This is a genomic window from Mycobacterium sp. TH-M15 (assembly GCF_057473705.1).
On sequence record NZ_JBYCLB010000386.1, the window covers coordinates 1 to 2,326 of the forward strand.

The following is a 2,326-nucleotide window of genomic DNA, read 5'->3' on the forward strand; positions in this document are numbered from 1 at the left end:
TCGGCGTGCTGCACCGCGGTGGCCACCCCCTTGGCCTCCTGCGACGACTGGTCGATGTCGACCAGTTGGTGGCCGACGTCGGCGTGGAACGCGTCCGCGCCCTCGCCGTACCAGCTGTCGGCGACCTGTCGCTGGGCGTTGCTCAGCCCGTCGCCGAGGTTCTGGTGGGCTTGGTGCAGGCCGAGCGCGGCCTGCACGATCTGGTCGATGATGTCCGGATCCCAGCTCAGCACGTCAGCGGGGCTCAGCTCGGCCATGGCGGCGCTCTAGACCTCGGATGCGCCGTCTTCGACGGCGTCGACGACCGCTTCCAGGATTGCGCCCATCAGGTCGGCTGAGCTGGCCGAGTCGGTGGTGTAGGTCAGCGCCGAGTCGCAGACGTGCTGGCCGAGGCCACCCGCGCGGCGCAGGTGTTCGGGGTGGCGGACCTCCCAGCGGCTCAGTGTCTGTTCCAGGGCCGCCCGGGAGGCCGGTGCCTGCCAGCGTGCCAGCGCGGTGATCAGGGCGTCGCGGTGCCGCAGGGCGTCGGCCGCGTACTCGTATCCGGTGGACTCGATGTCACCGCTGGTCAGGTGCAGCAGCGCCGGCACGACCCGGATGTCGTCGGTCACGGCTGCCCCCCTTCCGCTCTGCGGCGCTATCTCTGCGGTGCCACAGAGCATAGCGGCTGGTCGGCGGTGTCTGAAGTGTCAATGCGCGGCGGTCGGCCGGTGGCGGTGCACACTGGTGCGATGGAGCAGCCGGAACCCGGGCAGCGCCCGGTGCTGCGCGGCCTGTCGGACATCCGGGCGTTCTTCCACACCAACACGGTGCCGCTGTACTTCATCTCGCCGACCCCGTTCAACCTGCTCGGCATCGACCGCTGGGTACGCAACTTCTGCTACCTGACCTACTTCGACTCCTTCGAGGGCGAGCACTCCCGGGTGTTCGTGCCCCGGCGGCACAACCGGATGGACTTCGACTCTATGGAGGACGTCTGCAACTACCTGCTGCGCGATCCGGAGACCCTCGACTTCGTCGACCGGCGCGGCCCCGGCGGTAAGGCCTGCTTCGTGATGCTCGACGAGGGCACCCAGGCGCTCGCGCACGAGGTGGGGCTCGACGTGATGCAGCCGTCGTGGGAGCTGCGCCACCGGCTCGGCTCCAAGATCGTGATGACCCGGCTGGCCCAGAAGGCGGGTGTGCCAAGCGTTCCCAACGTGATCGGGCGGGCCGGCGGCTACGACGAGCTCTCGGCGCTGGCCCAGGGCGCCGGGCTCGGCGACAACCTGGTCGTCCAGTCCGCCTACGGCGACGCCGGCACCACCACCTACTTCCTGCGCGGGCAACGCGACTGGGACCGGCACGCCGAGGAGCTGGCCGGCCAGGAGCTCAAGGTGATGAAACGGATCCGCAACGTCGAGGTCTGCCTCGAGGGCGTGGTGACCCGGCACGGCACCGTCGTCGGCCCGGCGATGACCAGCCTGGTCGGCCACCCGGAGCTGACCCCGTACAAGGGCGGCTGGTGCGGCAACGACGTCCGGCGCGAGGCGCTGACCCCCGCGCAGATGCAGACCGCGCGGGCGATGGTGCGCAAGCTCGGTGACCGGCTGCGCCGCGAGGGGTACCGCGGCTACTTCGAGGTGGACCTGCTGCACGACCTGGACTCCGACGCGCTGTACCTCGGCGAGGTGAACCCGCGGCTGAGCGGGGTGAGCCCGATGACCAACCTGACCACCGAGGCCTACGCCGACATTCCGCTCTTCCTGTTCCACCTGCTGGAGTACTCAGACGTCGACTACGAACTCGACGTCGGCGAGATCAACGCCCGCTGGGAGCGCGGCTACGGCGGCGCCGACGCCTGGAGTCAGCTGATGATCTGGGAGACCGCCGCGCAGGTCGGGCTGTGGACCGCCACCCCGCGCACCGGGATCTGGCGGCTCGACGACGGCGGGCGGGTCGCCTTCGTGCGGTCCGGCAACGACTGGGCCACCCTGGCCGACGAGTCCGAGGCGTTCTATATGCGCATCGCCGCGCCGGGCGACGTGCGCTGCAAGGGCGCCGAACTCGGTGTGCTGGTCACCCGCGGGCACCTGCAGACGGCCGACTACAAGCTCACCGATCGCTGCCGGCACTGGGTGCAGGGCATCAGGGCGCACTTCACGTCGACCCGGCTGACCCGTGGTGAGCCGACGGTGCCGCGGCTGGTCGCCCGGGCGTGAGCCGCGGCGCCCGTCAGAGGCTGGTCAGAGGCCGGGGAAATCGGAAAACGCAGCGCCGAGTTCGGCGCCGGCGCTGGTGAATATGTCGGACATAAGGGCGGGGAAGACCTGGGTGAAGTCGATGT

2 protein-coding genes and 1 pseudogene are annotated in these 2,326 nt (G+C 70.2%); 1 reads left to right on the top strand and 2 read right to left on the bottom strand.

All coding sequences use genetic code 11. The features are described 5' to 3' along the window. Window positions 1–257: pseudogene (locus tag AC2VNT_RS09450) on the bottom strand (hypothetical protein); the annotation flags it as partial. Window positions 258–266: 9 nt separating this feature from the next. Further along, window positions 267–611, bottom strand: coding sequence for a hypothetical protein (locus AC2VNT_RS09455; RefSeq protein WP_486946610.1), 345 nt, complete (start codon window positions 609–611; stop codon window positions 267–269). 120 nt (window positions 612–731) lie between these two features. On the opposite strand from AC2VNT_RS09455, the gene AC2VNT_RS09460 reads away from it, so the two are divergent. Beyond that, window positions 732–2,201, top strand: coding sequence for a biotin carboxylase (locus AC2VNT_RS09460; protein WP_486946611.1), 1,470 nt, complete (start codon window positions 732–734; stop codon window positions 2,199–2,201). Window positions 2,202–2,326: the final 125 nt, after the last annotated feature.

Coding starts and splice junctions, on each gene's coding strand:
- AC2VNT_RS09460 (WP_486946611.1), top strand. CDS start 732: ATGGAGCAGCCGGAACCCGGGCAGCGCCCGGTGCTGCGCGGCCTGTCG.